Source organism: Pseudomonas sp. B6001 (genome assembly GCF_013386015.1).
Classification (GTDB): Bacteria; Pseudomonadota; Gammaproteobacteria; order Pseudomonadales; family Pseudomonadaceae; genus Aquipseudomonas.
Window position 1 is genome coordinate 173,163 of record NZ_JACAOX010000020.1, and the last position, 26,219, is coordinate 199,381.

Sequence of the window (26,219 nt, forward strand, 5' to 3'; positions counted from 1 at the left end):
TAAGGATTTGTTGCACTCAAGTGAGGAAAACCCCGGATGATGATCCGCGATACCCGTCTCAAGACATCCCTTCTGCGTGGCCTGACCATCACTCTGCTCGGCCTGACCCTGCTCTCGCCCGCTGCCTATTCTGCCGACAAGGTTGCACTGACCTTGTACAACGGCCAACACAAGGAGGTCGGCGATGAACTTGCCAAGGCCTTCGAAGCCAAGACCGGCATCCACGTCAATGTGCGCAAGGGCAGCAGCAACCAGCTGGCCAGCCAGGTCGTCGAAGAAGGTGACCGCTCCCCTGCCGACGTGATCTACACCGAAGAATCGCCGCCGCTGAATAAACTCGGCGAGCAAGGCCTGCTGGCAACCATCGACGCCAGCACCCTCGACGTCCTGCCGAAGGAATACGTGGCCGCCAACGGCGCCTGGATGGGCGTGACCGCACGCACCCGCGTCGTGGCCTTCAACCCGAAGCTGATCGCCGAGAAAGACCTGCCCAAGTCGGTACTGGATTTCGCCGGGCCCGAGTGGCAAGGCAAGGTCGGTTTCGTGCCCACCAGCGGCGCGTTCCAGGAACAAGCCGTAGCGATCATCAAGCTGCACGGTCGCGAAGCGGCTGAAGAGTGGCTGACCGGCCTGCGCGCCTTCGGCAAGGTCTACAGCAACAACATGGTTGCGCTCAAGGCCGTGGAAAATGGCGAAGTCGCCACCGTGCTGGTGAACAACTACTACTGGTTCGCCCTGAAGAAAGAAAAAACCAACCTGGATTCGCAACTGCACTACTTCACCAACGGCGATGCCGGTGGCCTGATCACCGTGTCTGCCGCGGCTGCACTGAAATCCAGCAAGCATCCAAAGGAAGCCCAGCAACTGCTGGCATTCATGGCCAGCGAAGAAGGCCAGCGGGTGATCACCAACACTTCCGCCGAATACCCGCTGCGCAAGGGCATGGAATCCAACCGCGGCCTCAAGCCTTTCAGCGAGCTGCAACCGCCGAAAGTCACCCCTGCCGACCTGGGCAACGCCGAAGAAGCCCTGGAACTGGAACGTGACGTTGGCTTGAACTGATGAACCCATCGCTCCCCGCCCCCGCCTTGCGCGGGGGTTTTACGCCGAGACGCAAACGCCCTTCGATCTGGTTGCTGCTACCAGTCCTGCTGCTGGTAGGCCTGAGCCTGTTGCCGCTGGCGTATGTCGGCCTCAAGGCCTGGCAGGCAGGATGGGCCGAAGCGGTGCATTTGCTGTGGCGGCCCTATGTATTCGGGTTGCTGCGCAACACCCTGGCGCTGATGGTCGGCGTCACCGTGGCCTGCGGCGTGATCGGCTTGTCCCTGGCCTGGCTGCTGGAACGCAGCAACCTGCCGGGGCGGCGGATCTGGGGAGTGATCCTGTGCCTGCCGTTCGCGGTGCCGGCGTTTGTCAGCAGCTTTACCTGGGTTTCGTTAAGCGCCAACTTTGAAGGGTTGGGCGGAGCGATCCTGGTGATGACCCTGTCCAAATACCCGCTGGTGTTTCTGCCGGTGGCGGCAACCCTGCGCAATCTTGATCCATCCCTGGAAGAATCGGCCCGCACCCTCGGACTGAATCGCTGGGGCGTATTCTTTCGCATCACCTTGCCGCTGCTGTGGCCGTCGCTGCTGGCCGGGGCACTGTTGATTGCCCTGCATATGCTGGTGGAGTTCGGCGCGCTGTCGATCATCGGCTTGCAGACGTTTACCACCGCGATCTACCAGCAATTCGAGCTGGAGTTCAGCAACGCCAATGCGGCGATGCTCTCGGCGGTGCTGCTGGTGATGTGCCTGACGCTGCTCTGGCTGGAGCTGCGGGTGCGCGGCAAGGGCCGACACGTGCGTACCGGCCAGGGCGCGGCGCGGCATGCCGAACAGGTTCGACTCGGCAAATGGGCGGCGCTGGGGCAGCTGTATTGCCTGCTCCTGGCGATCATCGGCAGCGGCATTCCACTGGGCATGCTCGGTTATTGGCTGGCAGTGGGCAGTTCGGCGGCATTTCCGATAGCCGAGATCAGCGAGGCGCTGCTTTCTTCGTTGGCGCTATCCCTGGGCGGCGCCGCGCTTTGCCTGTTGTTTGCCGTGCCGGTGGGCTTGCTGGTGGTGCGCTACAAGGGCCAGCTCGCACTGTGGGCCGAGCGCCTGCCGTACCTGCTGCACGCCCTGCCCGGCCTGGTGATTGCGCTGACACTGGTGTATTTCGCCCTGCATTACGTGCCGGCGCTGTATCAAACGTCGGCATTGCTGCTGATCGCTTATGCGCTGCTGTTTTTGCCCCTGGCCCAGGCGCCGATCCGCACGGCGCTGAACAAGGCAGCACCCCAGCTGGAAGAGGCGGCGAGAACGCTGGGCGCGTCGTCGTTCAGTGCGTTTTGCCGGGTGACGCTGCCGATTATTTTCCCGGCATTGGGGGCGGCGTTTGCGCTGGTATTCCTGGATGCAATGAAGGAATTGACGGCGACGTTGCTGCTTAGCCCTACCGGGCTGAACACCTTGGCAACTGCCGTGTGGGCGCACACCTCGAATGTGGAATTCGCGGCAGCGGCGCCCTATGCGGCATTGTTGATTTTGGTGTCGGGACTGCCGGTGTATCTGCTTACGACGCGGATGTACCTGAGCCGCTGAAATAGCTTTCGCGAGCAAGCCCGCTCCCACATTTGCTCGCATTCCAGAAGTGGAACTCGGTCGAATGTGGGAGCGGGCTTGCTCGCGAAAGGGCCGCACCAGGCGACATCAAGCCCGGAACTGCCCCAGGCTCGCCTTCAACTGCGCCGCCAGCCCATCCAGCACCTTGCCACTGGCGGTGGTCTCTACCACCGCCTGAGCGGCCCGCTCTGCCTGGGCATGGATGATTTCCACCCGCCCACGCACCGCATGCGCACCCTGCGCCTGATGCTCAGCCGCCCGCGTCGCCAGGCCAATCGCTGCATGCACCTGCTCCACCGAGGCCTGCACCGACTGCTGCAGGCGCACGCTGTCGCGTAATACCAGCAAACCTTCGCTGGCCTGGCGCCCGGCCTTGCCGATGGTTTCCACAGCCTCACGGGCGCCTTGCTGCAAGGCCACGATGTGGGCCTGGATGTCGCCGGTAGAACTCTGGGTTTTACTGGCCAGGGCGCGAACCTCGTCCGCCACGACCGCAAAGCCGCGCCCGGTCTCACCGGCTCGCGCCGCCTCAATAGCCGCGTTGAGCGCCAGCAGGTTGGTTTGCTCGGCAATCCCGTGGATCACCGTTAACACCACCTCGATCTGCTCGCTCTGCTGCGCCAGCCGCTCGATCACCTTGGAACCGGCCTGCACCTGCCCCGCCAACGCCTCGATCAAGCTGCCGACTTCGGCTGAAGTGCGGGAATTTTCATCAGTCGCCTGGCGAATATCCACCACCTGCTGCAAGGCCGCCTGCATCGCATGGCTTTCCGCCTGGGCCTCATCCGCCATTTGCGACAGCGCCCGCAGGCTTTCGGCAACCTCATCACGCTGCAAGCCGGCGGCCGCATCGGCACCCGCATTGCGCAGGGTCATCGCGCCGATTTCCACACCGGTACGCTGGGCCACATCACCGGCTTCACGCACGATCGGCTGCAACTTATCCACAAAGCGATTGACCGCCGAGGCCATGTCGCCGATTTCGTCCCGGCTGTTGATCTGCACACGCTTGGTCAGGTCGCCCTCGCCTGCCGCCAGATCGTCCATGGCTGCAATCAGCAGCTTCAGGCGATTGACCACCCGACGGCCGAGCACTACAGCAATCAACAGCAATACACCAAAACCTACCACCGCCAGGCCCATGCCGATGCGCCAGCGCAACGTGCCCGCCGCCTCTTGCACGGCGCTGGTGGTATTGGCGGTCATCTGGGTGGCGGTGGCTTGCGCCGACTGCAAACGCGCGCCCATGGCCGCCGCGCTGTCAGCCGCGGCACCCTTGAGGCTGTCGCCCACCAACTGGTCACCGCTGGCAATCAGTGCAGCAAAACGCTTGTCCAGCGCGGCCAGGTCAGCCTCGACCGAGGCAGTCGAAACCCCCATGCGGACCTTACCGATCTCTACGCCATTGGGGCTGATGGACGCTTCGACGTAGAACACCGAGGGATCATTCTTCGCCGCATCCAGCACTTTATCCAGGGCACGTTCGCCCTTGCCCTTTTCCAGCAGCGCCTGGTTGATCGGGTTTTCACGATTAAGGTAACGGGTCAGGTGCTCGCCAGCCGCGTCGTCATACACCACAAACAACACGTTGGGATTGCGCTGGGCTCTGCGGGCGAATTCCGACAGCGTCGGCACGTCGCTGTCCCACATGGCGCGCGGCGCCACCGAAGCGAGCAGTTGCGCCATGTCATTGGCAGAGTCCTGCAGGTCTTTTTCCAGGGTCGCACGCAGTTGCTTCTGCTCTTCCTGCAGGCGCGTGGAAAGCCCCGCCGTCAGACGCTGGCGCGTGCTGGAAGACAGACTGTCCAGGCTGGATGTCACTTCCTTGCCGGCTTGCGCCAACTCGCCGGACAGTTTCTGGCTGTCGACGCCCAGGCGATTGCCCAAATCAGCTTCCAATGCAGTGACGGTGCTTCGCGTCAGGGCGACGGCCACCAGTACCTGCACCAAAAGAGCGATACCTAGGGTAACGAACACCGGCCGCAACAGCCGGCTTTGTAACAATGAGAGAACGGCAGACACTGGGAATCCCTCCACCACGGGTGCCATTAATTTGATAGCACCGCGAAAGAAAGAACCATAGCAAGGGTCGTGCCGTTTACCAGGCGGAAACGACAAAGGGCTCCCGAAGGAGCCCTTTGCTTTTTACATCAACAGCTTATTAAGCGAACGGGTGACGCAGAACGATGGTCTCGTTGCGGTCCGGGCCCGTCGAAATAATGTCGATTGGCGCACCGATCAGCTCTTCAACGCGCTTGATGTAAGCGCGGGCGTTGGCTGGCAGTTCTTCCAGGGTCTTGGCGCCCACGGTCGATTCGGTCCAGCCTGGCACTTCTTCGTACACAGGCTGCAGGCCTACGTAGCTGTCCGCGTCAGTCGGGGCAACGTCCTTGCCTTCCGCATCCTTGTAGCCGATGCAGATGTTGATGGTTTCCAGGCCGTCGAGTACGTCCAGCTTGGTCAGGCAGATGCCCGAGATGCTGTTCACATCGATAGCGCGACGCAGGATAACGGCGTCGAACCAGCCACAACGGCGGGCACGGCCGGTCGTCGCGCCGAACTCGTGGCCTTGTTTGGCCAGGTGCGCGCCGACGTCGTCGAACAGTTCAGTCGGGAATGGACCCGAACCTACACGCGTGGTGTATGCCTTGGTGATGCCGAGGATGTAGTCCAGGAACATCGGGCCAACGCCCGAACCCGTCGCAACGCCGCCAGCGGTGGTGTTGGAACTGGTGACGTACGGGTAGGTGCCGTGGTCGATGTCCAGCAACGAGCCCTGGGCGCCTTCGAACATGATGTCTTTGCCGGCGCGACGCAGGTCGTGCAGCTCGGCAGTCACGTCCAGCATCAGCGGCTTGAGCAGCTCGGCGTATTCCTTGCACTCGGCCAGGGTCTTTTCAAACTCGATGGCCGGCTCTTTGTAGTAACCCACCAGCATGAAGTTGTGGTAATCCACCAGTTCACGCAGCTTGTCTTCAAAGCGCGGCATGTTGAGCAGGTCGCCCACACGCAGGCCACGACGTGCAACCTTGTCTTCGTAGGCCGGGCCGATGCCGCGACCGGTCGTGCCGATCTTCAGCTCGCCACGGGCCTTTTCACGGGCCTGGTCCAGCGCAACGTGGAAGGACAGGATCAGCGGGCAGGAAGGGCTGATACGCAGGCGCTCGCGCACTGGCACGCCTTTCTCTTCCAGCTTGGTGATCTCGCGCAGCAGGGCGTCAGGTGCAACCACCACGCCGTTGCCGATCAGGCACTGCACGCCTTCGCGCAGTACACCCGACGGGATCAGGTGCAAGACGGTTTTTTCGCCATCGATGACCAGGGTGTGGCCAGCGTTGTGGCCACCTTGGTAGCGCACTACGGCGGCAGCATGTTCGGTCAGCAGATCAACGATCTTGCCTTTGCCCTCATCACCCCATTGGGTGCCCAGGACTACGACATTCTTACCCATAACACTTGTCCTCATTCGCGCAAACTTGGTGCCGGCAGTGGCCGGCAGGAAAACTCAAGAAGCCAGTGGCGAAACTTGCCAAAGCCCGTTCTGCTGAATCAATTGCCGGTCGCAGTCCGCTTCACGGGCGGCGGCCAATGGCTGCCCAGGCAAGGCCTGGACCACACGCTGACCCTCACTGCGCAACTGGCAAACCTGCTGCCAGAGTGCTGCGTCCGTACTGTCGGGCATCCAGATACCGCCAGACGGCAGTTCGACCTCAGCACGCCCCAGGGTCACCAGGGTCTTCAAATCGGTGGAAAAACCGGTCGCCGGACGAGCGCGACCGAAGTCGGCGCCGATATCGTCGTAACGACCGCCCTGGGCGATGGCCTGGCCAACACCCGGGACAAACACCGCGAACACCACACCGGTGTGGTAGTGGTAGCCGCGCAACTCACCCAAATCAAAATACAGCGGCAACTGCGGGAAGCGCGCAGACAACTGCTCGGCAATCGCCAGCACATCGTCCAGGGCCGCCAATACATCAGCCGGCGCATTCGCCAGGCGATCACGGGCGGCGGTCAGTACTTCACGGCCGCCACACAGATCCACCAGCGCACGCAGCATGCCGGCCAGGTCGGCAGGCACGCTCGCCGTCAGGGCAATCACTTCATCGATGGCCTTGCGCTGCAAGGCATCGAACAACTGTTGTTCCACTTCACCCGACAAGCCGGCCGCACGGGCCAGGCCGCGGTAGATACCGACATGCCCAAGGTCCATGTGCACATCCGGCACATCGGCCAATTGCAGCATGGCCAGCATCAGGCTGATGACTTCCACGTCGCTGCTCGGGCTCGCATCGCCGTACAACTCGGCGCCCAACTGGATCGGGCTACGGGAAGACGACAAGGCACGCGGCTGAGCATGCAGCACGCTGCCGGCGTAGCACAGGCGGCTTGGCCCTTCGCGACGCAGGGTGTGCGCATCAATGCGCGCGACTTGCGGCGTGATGTCGGCACGAAAGCCCATTTGCCGGCCCGATTGCGGGTCGATGACCTTGAAGGTGCGCAGATCCAGGTCCTGGCCCGCGCCGGTCAGCAGGGATTCCAGGTACTCGATATGCGGAGTCACGACAAACTCGTAACCCCAGCTCTGGAACAGATCCAACACCTGGCGGCGCGCGATTTCAATGCGCGCAGCTTCTGGTGGCAGTACTTCTTCGATGCCATCTGGCAGCAGCCAGCGGTCTACCGTTGCCATTACGCCATTCCCCTATGATCCGGGCGGCCAGCCCTCGGGCGAGCCTTGAGTGAAGCAGAAAATACCCGGCCCCTGCATAAACCACGCGCAAGAGCGACGTGACGAACGACCAACAATCGGCCTCGTCGGGCACTTTCCTCGAAAAACCTGTGGCGCCTGCGGAGCAAAACCACAATCAAACATGCAGACGCAAAAAAGCCGGGAATTTCCCGGCTGCCGCATCATACACCCGTTTTCTGAAAGGATCACCCCGCCCGGCATTTTAGCCGCCCGACGGAGCGATTCTCAGACTACATGCGGGTTACTTGGACTTTTCCAGGTAGCGGAAGAAATCGCTACTTGGGTCCAGCACCATGACGTCGGTTTTGTTCGCAAAGCTTTCACGGTAGGCGCGCAGGCTACGGTAGAACGCGTAGAACTCCTGGTCCTGACCATAGGCCTTGGCGTAGATCGAAGCGGCTTGAGCATCACCATCACCACGGGCCTCTTCAGACTCGCGATAGGCTTCAGCCAACAGTACGCGACGCTGACGGTCGGCATCCGCGCGGATCCCTTCTGCCAGTTCGTTACCCTTGGCGCGGTGCTCACGAGCCTCGCGCTCACGCTCGGTGCTCATACGCTCGAACACGCTGCGGTTCACTTCCTTCGGAAGGTCGATGGCCTTGACCCGAACATCGATCACCTCGATGCCCAGCTCTTTTTCCGCCATCGCATTCAACGAACGCGTGATGTCCGCCATCAGCGCGTCACGCTCACCGGATACCACCTCGTGCAGGGTGCGCTTACCAAACTGGTCACGCAGGCCCGATTCCAGACGGCGCGACAAACGCTCGTCGGCAATCTGCTTGAGGCCGGAGGTCGCGGTGTAGAAGCGCTCGGCATCCTTGACGCGCCACTTGGCGTAGGCGTCAACCATCACAGCTTTCTTTTCCAGGGTCAGGAAGCGTTGTGTCGGTGCATCCAGGGTCATCAGGCGGCCGTCGAACTTGCGCACCTGGTTGACGTAGGGGACTTTCACATGCAGGCCCGGCTGGACATCCGCCTGGACCACGCGACCGAATTGCAGCAACACCGCGCGCTCGGTCTGAGACACGATATAGAAGCAGTTCCAGGCAGCGATGACCACGACGACGCCCACAATCAGGGCGGTCAGCGATTTATTGCTCATCAACGACTCTCCCTGGTACGTGTTTGCTGTTGCAGCAGGTCAGCGGCCGCACGGGCGCTCGCTTCGTTGGCAGCAGCATTGGAACCGGTAGCCGGTGCGCTGGTGCTGCTACGACCACCTTCGATCATCTTGTCCAGCGGCAGGTACAGCAGATTGTTCTGCCCGCCCTTGCTGCCGGTCACGAGAACCTTGCTGGTGTTGCTGAAGACTTCCTGCATGGTGTCCAGGTACAGACGCTCACGGGTGACTTCCGGAGCCTTGCGGTACTCGGCCACCAGCTTGGTGAAACGATCTGCCTCACCCTTGGCGCGGGAGACCACTTCGTCGCGGTAACCGTTGGCATCCTCAAGGATGCGCTGGGCCTGGCCACGGGCTTCCGGCACCACGCCGTTGGCGTAGGTTTCAGCCTGGTTGCGCGAACGCTGCTCGTCTTCACGGGCACGGATCACGTCATCGAAGGCTTCCTGCACTTCACGCGGTGCCGCTGCGCTCTGTACGTTGACCTGGGTCACGGTGATACCGGTGCGGTACGTGTCGAGGAACCGTTGCAGGCGCTCCTTGATTTCGCTGGCCATCAATTCACGGCCTTCAGTCAGCACCTGGTCCATTGCGGTGGAACCCACCACGTGGCGCAGGGCGCTTTCGGTCGCATGTTGCAGGCTGATCTCCGGCTGGTCGACGTTCAGCACGAAGTCCTGCAGGTTGCTGATCTTGTACTGCACGGTCAGCGGCACTTCGACGATGTTCTCGTCTTCGGTCAGCATCTGGCCCTGCTTGGTGTAGGCACGCTCACGCGTGACGTTTTCCATGTACTTCTTGTCGATCGGCGGGAAGTAGATGTTCAGGCCAGGGCCGACAGTCTCGTAGTACTTGCCGAAGCGCAGCACCACGGCTTGCTCCTGCTCGTCCACCACATAGACGGCGCTGTACAGCCAGACGGCCGCCAGCACGACGAGGCCGATGCCGAGCAGGCCGTAACCACCGCCCTTGCTCGTACGACCGCCTTCGTCACCACCACGTTTTTTTCCACCACCGAACAACCCATTCAGGCTTTCCTGCAGCTTTCGGAAGGCCTCGTCGAGATCTGGTGGCCCCTTGCGGTCGCCATTATTGCGGCGTTTACCACCCCAAGGATCCTGATTATTCGAGTTGCCACCCGGCTCATTCCAAGCCATAGCGCTCTCCATCTGATAAAGCAAAGACGCACCCACGGCGCGCCGACCAATGCTACAGAATGCCTGTCACAGCGGCACAACCGCTTTCTCAGGCTTTTATTGCAAAGTGTGTTGTTCGATGAACTCTGTCGGCACAACGCCTTCACGGCTGACCAGCCGATTCAGCTCCGAGCGCGGCAATCGAACGGCCAGCAAGCTGACACCTTCTTCGTCGTGTTCTTCTTTCTGTACCGCGCCCAGCTCGAAAAACTGTGCACGCAGTCGAGCAAAACGCTGCGGCAAGCGCAAGGTGCCGACGAACAAATCGCTGCCCAACAGCTCGGCAATGGCTTGTTCAAGCAATTCCAGGCCACTGCCATCACGCGCCGACAGCCAGACCCGCTGGGGCTTGCCGTTTTCGTCGCGCTGGATTTGTGGCTCAACGCCTTCAAGCAAATCGAGTTTGTTATAGACCTCGAGGATCGGCAAGTCCTGGGCACCAATCTCGCCCAGCACCACCATGACCTGTTCAATCTGCAACATGCGATCCGGTTCGGCCGCATCGATCACGTGCAACAGCAGGTCGGAATTGCTCGACTCTTCGAGCGTAGACCGAAATGCCTCGACCAGCTTGTGGGGCAAGTGACGAATGAAACCCACGGTATCGGCCAGGACAATCGGCCCCAGGTCGTCCAGTTCCAGACGGCGCAAGGTCGGGTCGAGGGTCGCGAACAGTTGGTCGGCCGCGTACACGTCCGATTTCGTCACGTTGTTGAAGAGTGTGGATTTGCCGGCGTTGGTATAGCCCACCAGGGAAACGGTCGGGATATCCGCACGCATACGGCCACGTCGCGATTGTTCGCGCTGGCTGCGCACCTTCTCCAGGCGGCCCTTGATCTGTCGCAGGCGCACCCGCAGCAGACGCCGGTCGGTTTCCAGCTGGGTTTCACCCGGGCCGCGCATGCCGATGCCGCCACCCTGGCGCTCAAGGTGAGTCCAGCCACGCACCAGCCGGGTGCTCATGTGGTCAAGCTGGGCCAGTTCTACCTGGAGCTTGCCTTCATGGGTACGGGCGCGTTGAGCGAAAATATCGAGAATCAGACCCGTGCGGTCGATCACGCGACACTCGAAAACTCGTTCGAGGTTACGTTCCTGACTGGGCGTGAGGATGTGATTGAAAATCACCAGATCGGCCTTTTCGGCGTGGACCAGGTCGCGCAGTTCCTCGACCTTGCCGCTGCCGATCAGGAATTTGGCGGTTGGCCGATGACGCGGCACGTTAAAAAACGCGACGGTCTCGGCGCCGGCCGAATTTGCCAACTCCTGAAACTCCTGCGGATCTTCGCGCGCCTCAGGGTCCTGTCCATCCAAGTGAACGAGGATTACTCGCTCACCACCACCGTGGCGCTCAAAGAACAAAGGAGACTCCTATCAGGCGTTACCTGGTGCAGGCTCGGCGTCACCCTGTTCTTCGGTTGCGCTAGGCAGACGAATTGGACGAACCGGCACTACGGTCGAGATAGCGTGCTTGTAAACCATTTGGCTTACGGTGTTTTTCAGCAGGATCACGAACTGGTCGAACGACTCGATCGTACCTTGCAGCTTGATACCGTTGACCAGATAGATGGAAACCCCAACTTTCTCTTTACGTAAAGTATTCAAGTAAGGGTCTTGTAGCGAATGCCCTTTTGACATGTGCCGCACTCCTTTAAGGATCAATAATAAAAATCGGAAAATAGATAGCTCATGGCCGTCACACCCCCAAGGATAGACGGCAATTGCAAGGACTCAGCTCAATATGGAGACCGTTCCCAAGTATTTCAAGGCGCGTGACAGATTGTCGCTGTCCAGGCTGTCCAGCCAGTGCAAATCGCTCCAACTGCGCAACCAGGTGAACTGACGCTTCGCCAATTGGCGCGTGGCAATGATGCCGCGCTCCTGCATTTCGGCTGACGTCAGCTTGCCATCCAGATGATCCCAGACTTGGCGGTAGCCTACAGCACGTATCGAAGGCAGCCCTGGATGCAGGTCACCTCTTGAACGCAGTGCTACGACCTCCTCCACAAACCCCTGTTCCAACATAATTGTGAATCTTTGTGCAATTCGTTCATGCAGCACCTGGCGATCCGTCGGAGCGATGGCCAGATTCGCCACAGTATAGGGCAATTGTGAGTGTCCCGAGGCGCCTGCTTCAGCACTTTGCGCAGTTTGTTTCAGCCTGTGTTCAGTCATGGTCTGGCCACTGACCCGCCAGACTTCCAACGCTCGCGTCAGACGCTGGGGGTCATTGGGATGAATTCGCGCGGCGGAAACCGGATCCACAATGGCCAACTGATCGTGCAAGGCCTGCCAGCCAAGGCGCGCAGCCTCTTCTTCAAGTTCGGCGCGCACCTGTGGATCAGCTGGCGGCATATCAGCCAGACCTTCCTGCAAGGCCTTGTAGTAGAGCATCGTGCCGCCGACCAGCAGCGGAATCTTGCCCCGCGCGGTGATATCGGCCATGGCGGCCAGCGCATCGATGCGAAAATCCGCCGCCGAATAGCTCTCGCTGGGATCAATAATGTCGATCAACCGGTGCGGATACTGGGCCAGCAGCTCTTTTGAAGGTTTGGCAGTGCCGATGTCCATGTCCCGGTAAACCAGTGCAGAGTCGACACTGATCAACTCGCACGGCAAGACCTTGGTCAGCTCGATGGCCAGGTCGGTCTTGCCGGCGGCCGTCGGGCCCATCAGGAAGATGGCGGGGGGCAAGGCACTCATCAACGGCCGCGCAAGAACAGTTTGTCCAGGTCGTCCAGGCCCATCTGGGTCCAGGTCGGGCGGCCATGGTTGCACTGGCCGCTGCGCTCGGTGTTTTCCATGTCCCGCAGCAGGCCGTTCATTTCCGGCAAGGCCAGCCGGCGGTTGGCGCGGATGGCGCCGTGACAGGCCATGGTGCCGAGCAGTTCATTGATGTGGGCCTGGATCCGGTCACTGGTGCCGTATTCCATCAGGTCTGCCAGTACGTCGGCCACCAGCCGGTTGGCCTCTGCCTGCTTGAGCAAAGCCGGAATCTGGCGGATAGCCAGGGTTTCCGGCCCCAGGCGTTGCAGCTCAAAGCCCAGCTTCTGGAACACGCTGATGTGCTCTTCGGCGCAATCCGCTTCCCGCTGGCTGACCGCCAGGGATTCCGGCACCAGCAGCGGCTGGCCGCTCAGGCCTTCGCTGGCCATGGCGATCTTCAGGCGCTCGTACATGATCCGCTCGTGGGCGGCGTGCATGTCCACCAGCACCAGGCCATGGGCGTTTTCCGCAAGAATATAGATACCCTTGAGCTGTGCCAGCGCGTAACCCAACGGCGGCACGTCGCCCTGGCCTTCCGGCAACGCGGCAGCACCTGGCTCGGCGCCGGGCAGCGGCGCGAAAAACTCGCGATAGGCCGCCTGGGCCTCGGCCACCGGCACCGCCGATTGCGGACGCGGGGTGTACTGGTATTGATAACCGGCGCCGGCGCCTGAGCCTGGTGCGGTATAGCTCGGCTGGGCTTGCGGCGATTGCAGCAGGTTGGCCGCCAGGCTCATTTCGCCCTGGGGCCCGAACTCGCCGGCTTCCGGCCCTGAAGGACGGACAACAGCCGTGACAATCGGCGCCGCCAGGTGATCATCCGGCCGCACATCGCCCAAGGCGCGGTGCAGGGTGCCGTAAAGAAAGTCGTGGACCATGCGACCGTCACGGAAGCGCACTTCGTGCTTGGTCGGGTGCACGTTGACGTCGACCACCGACGGGTCGACCTCGAAAAACAGCACAAACGTCGGATGCCGCCCGTTGAACAGCACGTCGCGATACGCCTGGCGCACCGCGTGGGCCACCAGCTTGTCGCGCACCGCCCGGCCATTCACGAAGAAATACTGCATGTCCGCCTGGCTACGGGAGAAAGTCGGCAAACCCACCCAGCCCCACAGCCGCAGGCCATTGCGCTCGATCTCGATCGGCAGCGCCTGCTCCAGGAACCCCGCGCCGCAGATGGCCGAGACACGCCGCGCACGGGCCGCATCATCATGGGCCTCGTGCAGGCTGAGGATGGTCTTGCCGTTGTGGCGCAGGTGGAAAGCCACATCAAACCGAGCCAGGGCCAGGCGCTTGATGACTTCCTGCAGGTGATCGAATTCGGTTTTTTCGGCCTTGAGGAATTTACGCCGGGCCGGGGTATTGAAGAACAGGTCGCGTACTTCCACCGAGGTGCCCACCGGATGTGCCGCCGGCTGGACCCGGGGCGCCATGTCGCGGCCTTCGGTTTCAACCTGCCAGGCCTGGTCGGCGTCGCGGGTGCGGGAAGTCAGGGTCAGGCGAGCCACGGAGCTGATGGAGGCCAGGGCCTCACCACGAAACCCGAGGCTCATCACCCGCTCCAGGTCTTCCAGGTCACGAATCTTGCTGGTGGCGTGACGGGCCAGGGCCAGCGGCAGGTCATCGGAGGAAATCCCGCTGCCGTCGTCGCGCACTCGCAGCAGCTTGACGCCGCCTTGCTCAACATCGACATCAATGCGCCTGGCGCCGGAGTCGATACTGTTTTCCAGCAACTCCTTGATCACCGACGCTGGCCGCTCGACCACCTCACCCGCCGCGATCTGGTTGGCGAGACGCGGGCTTAGCAGCTCGATGCGCGAGGTATTGCTCAAGACTGTTTCGCTCATTATTGCGCCGCCAGTTCAGTGCCCGGGATGGTCAACACCTGGCCGACCTTCAATTCATCGGTCTTGAGGTTGTTGGCACTGCGCAAGGTTGCCGCTGACACCTGGAAGCGCACCGCCAGCATCGCCAGGGTGTCGCCCGGCTGCACGCGATGGTCACGCGGGCCCTGGGCGATTTTCCCGGAGTCACGCAGCCAGGCTATATAAGTGCCCGGCGGCGGGTTCTGCTGGAAGAACTGGCGAACACCGGCGCTGATGGAGCGCGCCAACGCCTGCTGGTGGCTGGCCGAGGCCAGTTTCGAGGCTTCGTTGGAGTTGGAGATAAACCCGGTTTCCACCAGGATCGACGGAATATCCGGCGACTTGAGCACCATGAACCCGGCCTGTTCCACGCGCTGTTTGTGCAGCGAGGTGACGCGACCAATGTTGCTCAGGACTTTCTGCCCCACGTTCAGGCTGGAGGTCAGCGAGGCAGTCATCGACAGATCGAGCAATACGCCAGCGAGCATCTTGTCCTTGTCGTCGAGGGATACGTTGCCAGCCCCGCCGATCAAGTCGGAACGGTTTTCACTGTCCGCCAGCCAGCGGGCGGTCTCGGACGTAGCGCCGCGATCAGACAGGGCAAACACCGAGGCACCAAACGCCGCGGCCGAAGGTGCGGCGTCGGCGTGGATCGAGACGAACAGGTCGGCGCCCTTCTTGCGGGCGATTTCGGTACGGCCACGCAGCGGAATAAAGTAGTCGCCGGTCCGGGTCAGCTCGGCGCGGTAGCCTTTCATGCCATTGATCTGGCGCTGCAGTTCGCGAGCGATGGCCAGTACCACGTCTTTTTCATGCTGGCCGCGCGAACCGGAGGCTCCCGGGTCTTCGCCGCCGTGACCGGCATCGATAACCACAATAATGTCACGCTTGCCCGCAGGAGCCGGTGGCAACGGCGGCAATTTGACCTGGGGTTGCGACTGGTTGACCGGCACCGCAGGTATCGTCGCGACGCTTGGAGTTGGCGCAGGCGGCGGCGCGGCATCGGCGGCGTTGTCGAACAGGTCGACCACCAGCCGGTTGCCATACTGCGCGTTGGGCGCCAGCACGAAGCTTTTCGGGGTCACGGCCTTTTTCAGGTCGATGACCACCCGCAGGTCGGTCGGCGTACGCTGGGCCGAGCGCATCGCGGTAATCGGGGTATTGGCCATGGCGACTTTCAACGGCGCGGCCAGGGTCGCACCGTTGATATCAATCACCAGGCGATCAGGCGCCGTGAGGGTGAAGACGCTGTGCTGAACCGGGCCAGACAGGTCGAATACCAGTCGCGTGTTATCCGGTGCCCGCCACAGGCGAACACTTTTCACCTGTGAGGCCGCCAGTGCATTGAAAGTCATTGCCGCAAGCAACACCCCTACGACAGTAACCAACGCGCGAAAGCGCATACCTAACCCCATCAATTATTTGAATTCCAATGCCAAGGCGGCGCACCACGACTCGCCGCGCGCGCTCTGGGACAACAACTTCAGCTGACGTCCTTGCTTATGCGGGGTAATGGTAATGGTCAGGTCCGGCTTTGGCAAAAAGCCTGTGCCTTTATCTGGCCACTCGATCAGGCACAAGGCGTCCTCATCGAAGTAATCACGAATGCCCATGTATTCCAGTTCTTCCGGGTCCACCAGGCGATACAGGTCGAAGTGGAACGCTCGTACGTCACCGATTTCGTAGGGTTCTACCAAGGTGAACGTAGGGCTTTTCACAGCACCCGCGTGCCCCAACCCGCGAATGATGCCCCGGGACAAGGTGGTTTTTCCGGCGCCGAGATCGCCTTCCAGAAAGATCAGCCCTGAGCCTTGAGTGACCCGGGCAATACGGTTGCCCAAGGCGACCATGGCGTCTTCATCAGGCAGGAAAAGAACTACTTCAGACACGGCGATTGCTCCTCCAGCAACTGACGAATGGCAGGAATCAGGTCACTGGCGGCCAGCCCGCGACCGTAGGTACCCTGGCGATCTCCGGCAGTGGCATGCAGCCAGACCGCCAGGCAGGCGGCATCAAATGCCGGCATGCCTTGCGCCAGCAAAGCACCGACCAGGCCGGCCAACACATCGCCAAGGCCAGCGGTTGCCATTGCAGGATGGCCCTGATCGCAGCGGGCAACCCGACCGTCCGGGCTGGCGATCAAGCTGCCGGCGCCCTTGAGGATCGCCACCGCATTGAATTTCTGACTCAAGGCGCGCGCCACGTTAAGGCGGTCGGCCTGAACCTCGGCTGTCGAAATACCCATCAAGCGGGCCGCTTCGCCAGGATGCGGAGTGATCACGCAATTGGCCGGCAGGCTGACGCTGCCCGCCGCCAGCAGGTTCAAGGCATCGGCGTCCCAGACTTGCGGCTGCCTGGCATTGGCCGCTACCGACAGCAGGCTTTTGCCCCAGGAGACCTCGCCCAGGCCCGGGCCGATGACGATCACGGAAATCTTTTCCAGCAGGCCCATCAATTGATTGGCCGAGTGCACGCCCACCGTCATCACTTCCGGCAACCGCGCCAGCGCCGCACCGACGTGTTCGCTACGGGTCGCCAGGGAAACCATGCCGGCACCACTGCGCAGGGCACTTTCAGCACTGAGCAAGGCGGCGCCGCCAAAACCGCGGTCGCCGCCGATCAGCAATACATGGCCGAGCTGGCCTTTATGGGCGTCCGGGGAACGCGCAGCGAGTTGCGGCAATTGGCCGGGCAACAGGTGCTGAACGTCGGGTATTTCGTGTTTTGTCTGCGGCATGCGTCTTCAAGCTCCGATGTCTGGCAGAATTATACGCATCTAACCTGCGGTTTCTCTTGTTCATGCCTGCTATTACCTACGACCTGCCCGCCCTCGCCCAATCGATCAAAGACTGGGGCCGCGAGCTGGGCTTTCAACAAGTGGGCATCAGCGGCCTCGACCTCGCCGAGCATGAACAGCACCTGCAACGCTGGCTCGACGCCGGCTACCACGGCGAAATGGACTACATGGGCGCCCACGGCAGCAAGCGCTCACACCCGGAGGAGCTGGTACCCGGCACCTTGCGCGTGGTCTCACTGCGCATGGACTACTTGCCGGGCGACACCCAAATGGCCCAACTGCTGGCCAAACCCGAAAAAGCCTACATCTCCCGCTACGCCCTGGGCCGCGACTACCACAAGCTGATCCGCAAGCGCGTGCAGCAACTGGCCGACCGCATCCAGGCGCAAATCGGCCCGTTCGGCTTCCGCGCCTTTGTCGACAGCGCCCCCGTGCTGGAAAAAGCCATCGCCGAGCAGGCCGGGCTGGGCTGGATCGGCAAGAACACCCTGGTACTCAATCGCAAGGCGGGCAGTTACTTCTTCCTGAGCGAGCTGTTTGTCGACCTGCCGTTGCCGGTCGACCCACCCCACGCCACCGAACATTGTGGCCGCTGCACCGCCTGCCTGGATATCTGCCCTACCAATGCCTTCGTCGGGCCCTACGTGCTGGACGCCCGGCGCTGCATTTCCTACCTGACCATTGAGCTGAAAAGCGCGATCCCCGAAGAACTGCGCCCACTGATCGGCAATCGGGTATTCGGCTGCGATGACTGTCAGATCGTTTGCCCGTGGAATCGTTTCGCGCGGCCTACCGACGAAGGCGATTTCAAGCCACGGCACAACCTGGATAACGCAGAGCTCGCCGAGTTGTTTATGTGGGACGAGGACAAATTCCTCAGCAGCACCGAAGGTTCTCCCCTGCGCCGCGCCGGCTATGAGCGCTGGCTGCGCAACCTGGCGGTGGGCCTGGGCAATGCGCCATCAAGCATTCCGGTGCTGGAAGCGCTGAAGGCGCGTCGGGAATACCCCTCGGAACTGGTGCGCGAACATGTGGAATGGGCGCTGAACCAGCACGCCGAACGTCAGTGCACGTCGTCGTTGTAGACGAACTTGGGCATTTCCCAGTGAAAACGGATCGCCAGCAGGCGCAATAGAAAGCCGCTGAACAGCGTCAGCAGGATCGATTGCTCACTTGGCAGCTCAAGGTAGATGCACAGCATGTAGAACCAGGCGGCCAGGAACGACACGCTGGCGTACAGCTCGCGGCGGAAGATCAACGGAATGTCGTTGCAGAAGATATCCCGCAGGATGCCGCCGAATACCCCGGTGATCACACCGCTGACTGAAGCCACCAGCATGCCGTGGCCCATTTCCAGGGCGGTCATGCTGCCGATCAGGGTGAAGGCCACCAGGCCCACGGCGTCCAACGCGAGGAACAGCGACCGCAGGTGGCGCATCAATGGAGCGATGAAGATGGTCACCAGGGCCGCGACGGAGGTCAGCACCAGGTACTCCGGGTGTTTGACCCAGGTCAGCGGGTAGTGGCCGAGCAACACGTCACGCACCGAACCGCCGCCCAGTGCCGTCACGCAGGCGATCAGCACCACACCGAACCAGTCCATCCCGCGCCGCCCGGCGGACAAGGCGCCCGTCATGGCTTCGGCGGTGATGGCGATGAGGTAGAGCATCAGCAGCATGGTGGCGATCCTTGCAAAGAGGCGCGCAGTCTAATCATTTGGTGATGGCACCAAAAGGGGGCGAGCGCTGAAGAGCTTAAAGCTCTTGCTGATGTGGCGAGAGAGCTTGCTCCCGTTGGACTGCGCAGCAGTCCCATTTTTCAGGGCCGCTTCGCAGCCCAGCGGGAGCAAGCTCCCTCGCCACAAAAACGCCTCACCACGACTCAAGTCAGAACTTGATGAAATGCTTGCGGTAATGCTGCAGCTCGGCAATCGACTCGCGAATATCGTCCAGCGCCAGGTGGGTGCTGCCCTTGTGGAAGCTGTCTTTGACTTCCGGCGCCCAGCGCGCGGCCAGCTCCTTCAAGGTCGACACGTCCAGGTTGCGGTAGTGGAAGTAGCTTTCCAGCGCCTTCATGTGGGTATAGAGAAAGCGGCGGTCCTGGCAAATGCTGTTGCCGCAGATTGGCGACTTGCCCTTGGGTACCCACTTTTCCAGGAAGGCGATGGTTTCGGCTTCAGCCTCAGCCATGCTCACGCGGCTGTCGCGCACACGCTGGGTCAGGCCCGAGTTGCCGTGGGTGCGGGTGTTCCACTCGTCCATGGTGGCCAGCACCGCGTCGCTGTGGTGAATGGCGATCACCGGACCTTCGGCCAAGGTGTTGAGGTTGCTGTCGGTGACAATGGTCGCCATCTCGATGATGACGTCGGTGTCAGGGTTCAGACCGGTCATTTCCAGATCGATCCAAATCAGGTTCTGTGGGTTTTGCATGTCGTGGTTCCTTGGCACCTTGGCGTAGCTGCGCAGTTTAGCAGGCAGGGCGTGCTAGACTCGCGACCGTTTCACCTAACCTTTGCATTATCGACACGGAACACCAATGGCCAAACGCCAGCTCAACCGTCGCCAAAACTGGCGCATCGAAAAGATTCAGGGCGAACGCGCTGCCCGCGCCGCCAAACGTGAATCCTCCGCCGTGGAAGCGCTTGAGGGCGGCGACCTGGGCCCAGAGCAAACGGGCCTGGTGATCGCGCACTTCGGTGTGCAGGTCGAAGTCGAGGCCACCGAAGGCGATCACGCCGGCCAGGTGTTCCGTTGCCACCTGCGCGCCAACCTGCCTGCGCTGGTGACCGGCGACCGGGTGGTGTGGCGTGCCGGCAACCAGGGCATCGGCGTCATCGTCGCCCAACTGCCACGTACCACCGAACTGCGTCGCCCCGACAGCCGTGGCCAGCTCAAGCCGGTAGCGGCCAACGTCGACATGATCGTCATTGTCTTCGCGCCACTGCCCGAACCCCATGCCAACCTGATCGACCGCTACCTGGTAGCCGCCGAACACGCCGGCATTCGCCCGCTGTTGCTGCTGAACAAATTCGACCTGATCGACGAACAGAACGCCCCGGCGCTCAACGCGTTGCTGGCGGTGTACCGCACCCTCGGCTACCCGGTGCTGGAAGTCTCGGCGCATCACGGCAATGGCATGGAACAGTTACAGACCGAACTGGATGGACGCATCAGCGTGTTCGTCGGCCAGTCGGGTGTGGGCAAGTCGTCCCTGGTCAACAGCCTGTTGCCGGAAGTCGAAACCCGTGTGGGTCCATTGTCGGAGCTGTCCGGCCAGGGCACCCACACCACCACCACCGCGCGATTGTTCCACTTCCCGGGCGGCGGTGAACTGATCGACTCCCCAGGCATTCGTGAATTCGGCCTGGGCCATGTGAGCCGTGCCGATGTTGAAGCGGGCTTTATCGAGTTCAACGACTTGATCGGCACCTGCCGCTTCCGTGACTGCAAACATGACCGCGAGCCGGGTTGCGCCCTGCTCAAGGCACTGGAAGACGGCCGCGTGCAGCAGCAGCGAATGAACAGCTATCGCTCGATCATCGCCAGCTTGCCCGAGACCAGCTATTAACATGTAGGAGCGAGCTTGCTCGCGAAAAGCTTGAGGGCGCCGCGTGCATTCAGAGAGCACGCGTCATCGTTAACGTCCATCGCGAGCAAGCTCGCTCCTACAGGATGTAGCAGATACAAAAAGGCCGCGATCATCGCGGCCTTTTTGTACCTGCTTACGAGCCAGTGGCTGGCTGAGTCGGATCCTTCACACCGCCATCGTCAAACAGGTTCAGCTTCTGCCGCAGCTCATGGGCCGGCAACGGCTCCTGCTCCGGCGGCAGTGCGTTCGGGTCTGCCGGCACCTCGCCCGGCGCGCCTTCACCCTGGGTCGGTACCGGTGGCGTCGCAGGCGGGTCACCTTCAATTGCACGCTGGGCCTTTTTGGTCAGCACGACGATATCGATGCGTCGGTTGATCGGATTGAACGGATCCTTGGGATCAAACAGCTGCGAGGAAGCAAACCCCACCACCCGTGCCACTTGCGGGTCCGGATAGCTGCCGGCCACCAGTGCACGACGCGCGGCATTGGCCCGGTTGGCCGAGAGCTCCCAGTTGCCGAAGTCGCCCTGGCCTGCATACGGCTTGGCGTCGGTGTGGCCGCTGATGCTGATCTTGTTCGGCACCGCCTTGATGGTGTCGGCCATGGCCAGCAGGATGTCTTCAAAGTACGGCTTCAAGCGTGCACTGCCGGAATCGAACATCGGCCGGTTGGCGGCGTCCGTGATCTGGATGCGCAAGCCATCCGGGGTGATCTCGAAGGAAATCTGGTCCTTGAACTTCAGCAGTTGCGGGTTTTCCTCAACCTTGGTTTGCAGTTCCTGCAGCAGCAATTCCAGGCGTTCCTGCTCGACCTGTTCAGCCATGCTCTCGACGGTGTCGCGCTCGATCGGGATCTTTTCCTGCGGCGAGTCGGTCTTGATTTCCGGGTTGATGGTGCGCTCGGGCGCCAGTTGCGGCGAACCACCGAGGTCGATCACAAAAGGCGTGCCGCTCTCGGAGAAACCGATGGGGTCCTTGAAGTAACCGGCGATGGCGATCTTCTGTTCCGGCGTGGCGGTGGACATCAGCCACAGCACCAGGAAGAACGCCATCATCGCCGTCGCAAAGTCGGCGAAGGCGATTTTCCAGGCGCCGCCATGGTGCCCCGCAGCGAAGCGCTTGACGCGCTTGATGATGATCGGCTGGTTGTTTTCCATGGCTTAGCGACCGCGAACCGCTTGTTCCAGCTCAGCGAAGCTTGGACGGTGCTTCGGATACAGAACCTTGCGCCCGAACTCCACTGCCAACGATGGCGGCATGCCGGAAGCCGAAGCCACCAGGCAGGCCTTGATGGCTTCGTACAGATTCACTTCTTCCTTGGCATCGTGGGCCAGGGACGTGGCCAGCGGGCCGAAGAAACCGTAGGCCGCGAGAATACCGAAGAAGGTGCCTACCAGTGCCGCACCTACGTGCATGCCGATGGCTTTCTGGTCGCCTTCACCGAGGGAGGCCATGGTCACCACGATCCCGAGCACCGCGGCAACAATACCGAAACCGGGCATGCCGTCGGCGATGCCGGTCACGGCGTGGGATGGGTGCTCCAGCTCTTCCTTGAGGCTGAACAGTTCCATGTCGAACAGGCCTTCCAGCTCATGGGGCGCCATGTTGCCGGACGACATGATGCGCAGGTAATCACAGATGTAGGCGGTCATGCGCTCGTCTTTGAGCACGGCCGGGTACTTGGCAAAAATCGGGCTCGCCGCGGCGTCCTCGATGTCGCCTTCGATGGCCATCATGCCTTCGCGGCGGCTCTTGTTGAGGATCTCGTAGATCAGCCCCAGCACTTCCAGGTAGAAGGTGTGGGAGAAGCGCGAGCTGAACATGCCCAGCGACTTCTTGATCACGTGCATCGTCATGTAGCCGGGGTTGGCCTGCAGGAATGCGCCGAACGCCGCACCGCCGATAATCAGCACTTCGAAAGGCTGGATCAGCGCCGCAATCTTGCCGTGGGAAAGGACGTATCCGCCGAGCACGCTCGCGATGACGACGATGATGCCGATAATTTTAGCCATAGGGGATGAGTACTTGCGCCGTCGGGTTCAGGGTCATATTCGCAAGAGTTGAAAACTCTTGTTCTACTTATCGGCAAATCTGCGCCAGACTATAGCCCGTTATGGCGAAAAACCAGTTCGGCCCGTCCCGGGCGTGTTGACCGCAAGTGATGATCGCGCCCCAATCATGGCAAATGAAACGACAGTCCCAACTCAAAAACCCGCCACCCTCGCCGCTTGGATAAAGCGCCTGGACGATGTGCTGTTGCCTGTTCCACAGGCGAGCCACGACCGGGTTTGCAAGGCCATCGGCGACAACCGCAGTTCGTTGCGGGATATTGCAGAGCTGATGCAGAACAGCCCGGCGCTGGTGCTGAGCGTGATGCGCGAGGCCAACAACCAGGCCCACGGCAGCCTCGCGGAGCCGGCAGAAAACCTCGAAGTGGCGATCAATCGCCTCGGCCTCAAGCGCACCGAGGAGCTGCTGCGGCGCCTGCCTTCCGTGCCGCTGAATGAAATCCCCGTGGCCCTGCGCCAGCTGCAGATGATCAGCCAGCACGCTTCGCAACAAGCCAGCGGCCTGTTCGCCAGCCGCCTGGCGCGGTTGTGGCAAGACATTCACTGGGGCAGCCTGCTGTTCCTTTCGCCGCTGTGGCCGATGGCGATTGCCTATCCCAAGCTGCTGGAAGAATGGGAGCTGCGGGTGATTCACAAGGGCGAATCGGCCCGCACAGTCGAACAGGAGCTGTTCGGCGTACGCCTGCTGGACCTGTGCCTGGGGTTGACCAACACCTGGCGCCTGCCGATCTGGGTATCCCAGGGTTATACGTTGCTGCTGACGGAACAACGCTTGCTGGTCAAGGCGCTGAGCATTGCCCGTGAAGACGAGCCGTTGCGCCAACAGCAGTTGCTGGATGCCGACCCGAACCTGCGCCGCTGGCTGAACCAGCCGGCCAACACTGTGCTGTTGGCCAACGGCCTGGCGCTGGCGGCGCAGGAGTCCTGGACCTGCCCGCACACCCAGCGCTGGCAATACCTCACTGCGCTTTACCTGCAGCAACCGTTGGCCGAAGTGCAGCAACAGTCCCACCAACACGCGGCAATCAGCGCCCGCAGCACCCTGATGCGCGACCTGTGGCACCCGGCGCTGTCGTTGATCTGGCCATGGGATGTGCAGCGCGTTCACCACGGCTTGCTGCCGGCACCGCCACCCACCGCCGAGTCCCTGGCGATCTGGCGCAAGCGCTGCACCGAATTGCTCGTAGAGCCGAGCCGCTTTGCCAATGCCATGCACCTGACCACCTGCGCCAAGGAAGCCCTCGTGGCCTGCGGCATGCAACGGGTGATGCTGCTGATGACGGACAAAACCTTGAGCACGCTACGTGTGCATCAAGTCGACGGCCTGCCGAAGGACGCAGACCACATGAGCCTCGACGTGGCGCAAAGCACCCTGCTGCAACGCCTGCTGGCCAAGTCCGCCCAGGTGCGCCTCAACCCCGACAACCACGCCCAGTTCTCGGCACTGCTGCCGCCGGAGCTGCGCCGCCTGTTCAAGGGCGAACACCTGCTGCTGCGCTCCCTGAGCTGCAATGGCCGGGTGGTGATGCTGATGGTGGCCGACCAGGGCGGCGGGCCGTTCTCGGAAACCACCGTGCAGGCCTTCGGCAAAACCGCCCAATGCATCGAAAAGGCCCTGCACAGCTTTACCAACCGCAGTGCCTGACGCTTGCGCTACAATCGCCCTCCCTTAGCGCCCAATTTTTATGCCCAGGAGACCTCACATGCCTGACTTCTCTGGCTTGCCGCTGGTCATCGAGGCCAGTGACCTGCTCGGTCGCCTCGATGCCGAACACCTGATCCTGGTGGACCTCACCAGCGCTGCGCGTTACGCCGAAGGGCATATCCCCGGCGCACGTTTCGTTGATCCAAAACGCACTCAACTGGGCCAGCCACCAGCGCCGGGCCTGCTGCCGGGCAAGGCCGATCTTGAAAAGCTGTTCGGCGAACTGGGCCACACCCCGGATGCCACCTACGTGGTGTATGACGACGAAGGCGGTGGCTGGGCCGGGCGATTCATCTGGATGCTCGACGTCATCGGCCACAAGAAATACCACTACCTCGATGGCGGCCTGCTGGCGTGGCTGGAAGAAAAACACCCAGTGTCCACCGAGGTACCGGCCAGCGCCGGCGGCCCGGTCAGCCTGACGTTGCATGAAGAACCCACCGCCACCCGCGAGTACCTGCAAAGCCGCCTCGGCGCTGCCGACCTGGGCATCTGGGACGCCCGTGGCCCGCTGGAATACTCCGGCGAGAAAGTCCTCGCGGCCAAGGGTGGACACATCCCGGGCGCGGTGAACTTCGAATGGACCGCCGGCATGGACAAGGCACGCCAACTGCGCATCCGCCGCGACATGCCGCAGATCCTCGAAGACCTAGGGCTGACCCGCGACAAAGAAATCATCACCCACTGCCAGACTCACCATCGTTCTGGCTTCACCTACCTGGTGGCCAAGGCGCTCGGTTATCCGCGAGTCAAAGGTTATGCCGGTTCCTGGGGCGAATGGGGCAACCACCCCGACACCCCCGTTGAGATTTAAGGTTTAAGGACAGTTAATGAAAAAGCAGTTGTTCATCCTCAGCCAGTACTTGCTGCCCCACCACCTGCTGTCGCGTCTGGCCGGTTGCATTGCCGAATGCCGCGTGCGCTGGTTCAAGAATGCGTTCACCAGCTGGTTTGCCAAGCGTTATCAAGTGGACATGTCCCAGGCCCTGGTTGAAGACGTGACCGCTTACGAGCACTTCAACGCCTTCTTCACCCGCGCACTGAAAGACGGTGCACGCCCGCTGGATCAGACCCCAGGCGCGGTGTTGAGCCCGGCCGATGGCGCTGTCAGCCAGTTGGGCCCGATTGAACATGGCCGGGTGTTCCAGGCCAAGGGCCACAGCTTCAGCGTGCTGGAATTGCTGGGCGGCGATGCGGCGGTGGCTGCGCCGTTCATGGGCGGCGATTTCGCCACTGTTTACCTGTCGCCGAAGGACTACCACCGGGTGCATATGCCATTGGCCGGCACCCTGCGGGAAATGGTTTATATCCCTGGCCGAATCTTCTCGGTGAACCAGACCACGGCCGAAAATGTGCCGGAACTGTTTGCGCGTAACGAGCGTGTTGCCTGCATTTTCGACACCGAACGCGGCCCGATGGCCGTGGTGCTGGTTGGCGCGATGATCGTGGCATCGATTGAAACGGTTTGGGCAGGCTTGGTAACGCCGCCAAAACGCGAGCTGAAAACCTTCCGTTATGACGAAGCTGCCCGTGGGCCGATCCACCTGGAAAAAGGTGCGGAACTGGGGCGCTTCAAGCTGGGTTCGACGGCAATCGTGCTGTTTGGGCCGGACCAGGTGCAATGGTCGGAAGCACTGCAGGCGGGGACGCCGGTGCAGATGGGCCAGGGCATGGGTTTGCCGAAAGCCTGACCTAGCGATCACTCCC

The 26,219-nt window shown here is 61.8% G+C and carries 23 protein-coding genes and 1 pseudogene; 7 read left to right on the plus strand and 17 right to left on the minus strand.

Annotated elements, in window-relative coordinates; all coding sequences use genetic code 11:
- Positions 1-36: 36 nt before the first annotated feature.
- A complete protein-coding gene (locus tag HX821_RS22765) occupies positions 37-1,062 on the plus strand; it encodes an extracellular solute-binding protein (RefSeq protein ID WP_008439094.1) in 1,026 nt (341 codons plus the stop codon).
- Positions 1,062-2,627, plus strand: a complete 1,566-nt coding sequence (locus HX821_RS22770; RefSeq protein WP_003217500.1) for an iron ABC transporter permease — start codon at positions 1,062-1,064, stop codon at positions 2,625-2,627. Before HX821_RS22765 ends, HX821_RS22770 begins: the two co-directional genes overlap by 1 nt.
- 108 nt (positions 2,628-2,735) lie before the next feature.
- Here HX821_RS22770 and HX821_RS22775 read toward each other — a convergent pair whose 3' ends face one another.
- The 12 genes from HX821_RS22775 to HX821_RS22830 form a co-directional block, all read right to left on the minus strand.
- On the minus strand, positions 2,736-4,670 hold the full coding sequence (locus HX821_RS22775) for a methyl-accepting chemotaxis protein (RefSeq protein WP_008439098.1): 1,935 nt from the start codon (positions 4,668-4,670) through the stop codon (positions 2,736-2,738).
- Between the two features lie 139 nt (positions 4,671-4,809).
- Positions 4,810-6,099 (minus strand): adenylosuccinate synthase, encoded by a 1,290-nt coding sequence (locus HX821_RS22780; protein ID WP_003217505.1) that lies wholly within the window; start codon positions 6,097-6,099, stop codon positions 4,810-4,812.
- A 54-nt stretch (positions 6,100-6,153) separates the two neighbouring features.
- On the minus strand, positions 6,154-7,341 hold the full coding sequence (locus HX821_RS22785; protein WP_177028646.1) for an ATP phosphoribosyltransferase regulatory subunit: 1,188 nt from the start codon (positions 7,339-7,341) through the stop codon (positions 6,154-6,156).
- 301 nt (positions 7,342-7,642) lie between these two features.
- Entirely contained in the window at positions 7,643-8,509 is an 867-nt protein-coding gene (hflC, locus tag HX821_RS22790) for a protease modulator HflC (protein WP_003217510.1), read from the minus strand.
- On the minus strand, positions 8,509-9,684 hold the full coding sequence (gene hflK, locus HX821_RS22795) for an FtsH protease activity modulator HflK (protein ID WP_087692480.1): 1,176 nt from the start codon (positions 9,682-9,684) through the stop codon (positions 8,509-8,511). Before hflK ends, hflC begins: the two co-directional genes overlap by 1 nt.
- Positions 9,685-9,780: 96 nt before the next feature.
- On the minus strand, positions 9,781-11,082 hold the full coding sequence (hflX, locus tag HX821_RS22800) for a ribosome rescue GTPase HflX (protein WP_003217514.1): 1,302 nt from the start codon (positions 11,080-11,082) through the stop codon (positions 9,781-9,783).
- Between the two features lie 12 nt (positions 11,083-11,094).
- Positions 11,095-11,358 carry an RNA chaperone Hfq gene (gene hfq / locus HX821_RS22805; RefSeq protein WP_003217515.1) on the minus strand — a complete coding sequence of 88 codons (264 nt, stop codon included), beginning with the start codon at positions 11,356-11,358 and terminating at the stop codon, positions 11,095-11,097.
- A gap of 93 nt (positions 11,359-11,451) precedes the next feature.
- Positions 11,452-12,423, minus strand: coding sequence for a tRNA (adenosine(37)-N6)-dimethylallyltransferase MiaA (gene miaA, locus HX821_RS22810; protein ID WP_003217518.1), 972 nt, complete (start codon positions 12,421-12,423; stop codon positions 11,452-11,454).
- Complete coding sequence (gene mutL, locus HX821_RS22815) at positions 12,423-14,321, minus strand: DNA mismatch repair endonuclease MutL (protein ID WP_177008354.1); 1,899 nt, start codon at positions 14,319-14,321, stop codon at positions 12,423-12,425. Before mutL ends, miaA begins: the two co-directional genes overlap by 1 nt.
- 14 nt (positions 14,322-14,335) lie before the next feature.
- A complete protein-coding gene (locus tag HX821_RS22820) occupies positions 14,336-15,769 on the minus strand; it encodes an N-acetylmuramoyl-L-alanine amidase (protein WP_202948682.1) in 1,434 nt (477 codons plus the stop codon).
- A 3-nt stretch (positions 15,770-15,772) separates the two neighbouring features.
- Positions 15,773-16,243, minus strand: coding sequence for a tRNA (adenosine(37)-N6)-threonylcarbamoyltransferase complex ATPase subunit type 1 TsaE (gene tsaE / locus HX821_RS22825; RefSeq protein ID WP_003217524.1), 471 nt, complete (start codon positions 16,241-16,243; stop codon positions 15,773-15,775).
- Complete coding sequence (locus tag HX821_RS22830; protein WP_177036429.1) at positions 16,231-17,091, minus strand: NAD(P)H-hydrate dehydratase; 861 nt, start codon at positions 17,089-17,091, stop codon at positions 16,231-16,233. The genes tsaE and HX821_RS22830 overlap by 13 nt, the downstream gene beginning before the upstream one ends.
- 62 nt (positions 17,092-17,153) lie before the next feature.
- Between HX821_RS22830 and queG the strand changes: the two genes are divergently transcribed.
- Positions 17,154-18,236 (plus strand): tRNA epoxyqueuosine(34) reductase QueG, encoded by a 1,083-nt coding sequence (queG, locus tag HX821_RS22835; RefSeq protein ID WP_003217527.1) that lies wholly within the window; start codon positions 17,154-17,156, stop codon positions 18,234-18,236.
- On the opposite strand, the gene HX821_RS22840 is transcribed toward queG, so the two are convergent.
- Both HX821_RS22840 and orn read right to left on the minus strand, forming a co-directional pair.
- Positions 18,215-18,829, minus strand: coding sequence for a trimeric intracellular cation channel family protein (locus tag HX821_RS22840; RefSeq protein WP_003217528.1), 615 nt, complete (start codon positions 18,827-18,829; stop codon positions 18,215-18,217). The genes queG and HX821_RS22840 overlap by 22 nt on opposite strands.
- Positions 18,830-19,037: 208 nt before the next feature.
- A complete protein-coding gene (orn, locus tag HX821_RS22845) occupies positions 19,038-19,580 on the minus strand; it encodes an oligoribonuclease (RefSeq protein ID WP_003217529.1) in 543 nt (180 codons plus the stop codon).
- A gap of 106 nt (positions 19,581-19,686) precedes the next feature.
- Between orn and rsgA the strand changes: the two genes are divergently transcribed.
- On the plus strand, positions 19,687-20,718 hold the full coding sequence (rsgA, locus tag HX821_RS22850) for a small ribosomal subunit biogenesis GTPase RsgA (RefSeq protein ID WP_076018064.1): 1,032 nt from the start codon (positions 19,687-19,689) through the stop codon (positions 20,716-20,718).
- Between the two features lie 2 nt (positions 20,719-20,720).
- Here rsgA and HX821_RS32060 read toward each other — a convergent pair.
- From HX821_RS32060 to motA, 3 genes and pseudogenes are all read right to left on the minus strand, one after another.
- Positions 20,721-20,852: pseudogene (locus HX821_RS32060) on the minus strand (outer membrane lipoprotein carrier protein LolA); the annotation flags it as partial.
- A 20-nt stretch (positions 20,853-20,872) separates the two neighbouring features.
- Positions 20,873-21,895 (minus strand): flagellar motor protein MotB, encoded by a 1,023-nt coding sequence (gene motB, locus HX821_RS22855; protein WP_003217531.1) that lies wholly within the window; start codon positions 21,893-21,895, stop codon positions 20,873-20,875.
- Positions 21,896-21,898: 3 nt separating this feature from the next.
- On the minus strand, positions 21,899-22,750 hold the full coding sequence (gene motA / locus HX821_RS22860) for a flagellar motor stator protein MotA (RefSeq protein ID WP_003217532.1): 852 nt from the start codon (positions 22,748-22,750) through the stop codon (positions 21,899-21,901).
- A 166-nt stretch (positions 22,751-22,916) separates the two neighbouring features.
- Between motA and HX821_RS22865 the strand changes: the two genes are divergently transcribed.
- Genes HX821_RS22865 through asd form a run of 3 tightly spaced genes read left to right on the plus strand, consistent with a single transcriptional unit; the run spans position 22,917 to position 26,203 of the window.
- Positions 22,917-24,452, plus strand: a complete 1,536-nt coding sequence (locus HX821_RS22865; RefSeq protein WP_177036430.1) for an HDOD domain-containing protein — start codon at positions 22,917-22,919, stop codon at positions 24,450-24,452.
- A 58-nt stretch (positions 24,453-24,510) separates the two neighbouring features.
- Positions 24,511-25,326: a rhodanese-like domain-containing protein gene (locus HX821_RS22870; RefSeq protein ID WP_102367974.1), complete on the plus strand. Its 816-nt coding sequence runs from the start codon at positions 24,511-24,513 to the stop codon at positions 25,324-25,326.
- Positions 25,327-25,342: 16 nt separating this feature from the next.
- Positions 25,343-26,203: an archaetidylserine decarboxylase gene (asd, locus tag HX821_RS22875; protein ID WP_003217535.1), complete on the plus strand. Its 861-nt coding sequence runs from the start codon at positions 25,343-25,345 to the stop codon at positions 26,201-26,203.
- Positions 26,204-26,219: the final 16 nt, after the last annotated feature.

What these genes read in the sequence shown, in the direction of transcription:
- HX821_RS22780 (WP_003217505.1), bottom strand. Translation starts at nt 6,099, where the DNA reads ATGGGTAAGAATGTCGTAGTCCTGGGCACCCAATGGGGTGATGAGGGC.
- motB (WP_003217531.1), bottom strand. Translation starts at nt 21,895, where the DNA reads ATGGAAAACAACCAGCCGATCATCATCAAGCGCGTCAAGCGCTTCGCT.
- asd (WP_003217535.1), top strand. Translation starts at nt 25,343, where the DNA reads ATGAAAAAGCAGTTGTTCATCCTCAGCCAGTACTTGCTGCCCCACCAC.
- HX821_RS22865 (WP_177036430.1), top strand. Translation starts at nt 22,917, where the DNA reads ATGGCAAATGAAACGACAGTCCCAACTCAAAAACCCGCCACCCTCGCC.
- rsgA (WP_076018064.1), top strand. Translation starts at nt 19,687, where the DNA reads ATGGCCAAACGCCAGCTCAACCGTCGCCAAAACTGGCGCATCGAAAAG.
- HX821_RS22770 (WP_003217500.1), top strand. Translation starts at nt 1,062, where the DNA reads ATGAACCCATCGCTCCCCGCCCCCGCCTTGCGCGGGGGTTTTACGCCG.
- HX821_RS22870 (WP_102367974.1), top strand. Translation starts at nt 24,511, where the DNA reads ATGCCTGACTTCTCTGGCTTGCCGCTGGTCATCGAGGCCAGTGACCTG.
- miaA (WP_003217518.1), bottom strand. Translation starts at nt 12,423, where the DNA reads ATGAGTGCCTTGCCCCCCGCCATCTTCCTGATGGGCCCGACGGCCGCC.
- orn (WP_003217529.1), bottom strand. Translation starts at nt 19,580, where the DNA reads ATGCAAAACCCACAGAACCTGATTTGGATCGATCTGGAAATGACCGGT.
- HX821_RS22820 (WP_202948682.1), bottom strand. Translation starts at nt 15,769, where the DNA reads ATGGGGTTAGGTATGCGCTTTCGCGCGTTGGTTACTGTCGTAGGGGTG.
- HX821_RS22840 (WP_003217528.1), bottom strand. Translation starts at nt 18,829, where the DNA reads ATGCTGCTGATGCTCTACCTCATCGCCATCACCGCCGAAGCCATGACG.
- hflK (WP_087692480.1), bottom strand. Translation starts at nt 9,684, where the DNA reads ATGGCTTGGAATGAGCCGGGTGGCAACTCGAATAATCAGGATCCTTGG.
- queG (WP_003217527.1), top strand. Translation starts at nt 17,154, where the DNA reads ATGCCTGCTATTACCTACGACCTGCCCGCCCTCGCCCAATCGATCAAA.
- hflC (WP_003217510.1), bottom strand. Translation starts at nt 8,509, where the DNA reads ATGAGCAATAAATCGCTGACCGCCCTGATTGTGGGCGTCGTCGTGGTC.
- HX821_RS22830 (WP_177036429.1), bottom strand. Translation starts at nt 17,091, where the DNA reads ATGCCGCAGACAAAACACGAAATACCCGACGTTCAGCACCTGTTGCCC.
- HX821_RS22785 (WP_177028646.1), bottom strand. Translation starts at nt 7,341, where the DNA reads ATGGCAACGGTAGACCGCTGGCTGCTGCCAGATGGCATCGAAGAAGTA.
- motA (WP_003217532.1), bottom strand. Translation starts at nt 22,750, where the DNA reads ATGGCTAAAATTATCGGCATCATCGTCGTCATCGCGAGCGTGCTCGGC.
- hfq (WP_003217515.1), bottom strand. Translation starts at nt 11,358, where the DNA reads ATGTCAAAAGGGCATTCGCTACAAGACCCTTACTTGAATACTTTACGT.
- HX821_RS22765 (WP_008439094.1), top strand. Translation starts at nt 37, where the DNA reads ATGATGATCCGCGATACCCGTCTCAAGACATCCCTTCTGCGTGGCCTG.